At 43.8% G+C, this 1160-nt stretch carries 1 protein-coding gene and 1 pseudogene; both read left to right on the forward strand.

The features are described 5' to 3' along the window. Positions 1-255 precede the first annotated feature (255 nt). Positions 256-1056 (forward strand): oxacillin-hydrolyzing class D beta-lactamase OXA-10, encoded by an 801-nt coding sequence (locus tag R7M72_RS25315; RefSeq protein WP_000846390.1) that lies wholly within the window; start codon positions 256-258, stop codon positions 1054-1056. Between the two features lie 16 nt (positions 1057-1072). After that, positions 1073-1160, forward strand: a pseudogene (locus tag R7M72_RS25320) (ANT(3'') family aminoglycoside nucleotidyltransferase); the annotation flags it as partial.

The raw sequence follows: 1160 nt of genomic DNA on the forward strand, positions 1-1160 counted from the left end.
GCAAGCTATCGCCCAACAAATCGCTGCAGCCGACCCAAAACCGCTACGCGGTTTCGGTCGGCTGAGCTCAGGCGTTAGGCCTCGCCGAAGCGAAAGATCGCTACTTGAAGTGTTGACGCCTTTGTTTTAAAGTTTCGCGTCTATCTTTCTGATTTTGTTAAAAAATCAGACTTTGATTAATCATGTTAGACGTCAGAGGTATTTTGACTTAAACGCCTCTGAGGTCGAATTAACGTTAGCCACCAAGAAGGTGCCATGAAAACATTTGCCGCATATGTAATTATCGCGTGTCTTTCGAGTACGGCATTAGCTGGTTCAATTACAGAAAATACGTCTTGGAACAAAGAGTTCTCTGCCGAAGCCGTCAATGGTGTCTTCGTGCTTTGTAAAAGTAGCAGTAAATCCTGCGCTACCAATGACTTAGCTCGTGCATCAAAGGAATATCTTCCAGCATCAACATTTAAGATCCCCAACGCAATTATCGGCCTAGAAACTGGTGTCATAAAGAATGAGCATCAGGTTTTCAAATGGGACGGAAAGCCAAGAGCCATGAAGCAATGGGAAAGAGACTTGACCTTAAGAGGGGCAATACAAGTTTCAGCTGTTCCCGTATTTCAACAAATCGCCAGAGAAGTTGGCGAAGTAAGAATGCAGAAATACCTTAAAAAATTTTCCTATGGCAACCAGAATATCAGTGGTGGCATTGACAAATTCTGGTTGGAAGGCCAGCTTAGAATTTCCGCAGTTAATCAAGTGGAGTTTCTAGAGTCTCTATATTTAAATAAATTGTCAGCATCTAAAGAAAACCAGCTAATAGTAAAAGAGGCTTTGGTAACGGAGGCGGCACCTGAATATCTAGTGCATTCAAAAACTGGTTTTTCTGGTGTGGGAACTGAGTCAAATCCTGGTGTCGCATGGTGGGTTGGGTGGGTTGAGAAGGAGACAGAGGTTTACTTTTTCGCCTTTAACATGGATATAGACAACGAAAGTAAGTTGCCGCTAAGAAAATCCATTCCCACCAAAATCATGGAAAGTGAGGGCATCATTGGTGGCTAAAACAAAGTTAAACATCATGAGGGAAGTGGTGATCGCCGAAGTATCGACTCAACTATCAGAGGTAGTTGGCGTCATCGAGCGCCATCTCGAACCGACGTTGCTGG

The sequence above is a fragment of the Vibrio sp. YT-18 genome (genome assembly GCF_033337345.1).
Taxonomy (GTDB): domain Bacteria; phylum Pseudomonadota; class Gammaproteobacteria; order Enterobacterales; family Vibrionaceae; genus Vibrio; species Vibrio alginolyticus.

What these genes read in the sequence shown, in the direction of transcription:
- R7M72_RS25315 (WP_000846390.1), top strand. Translation starts at nt 256, where the DNA reads ATGAAAACATTTGCCGCATATGTAATTATCGCGTGTCTTTCGAGTACG.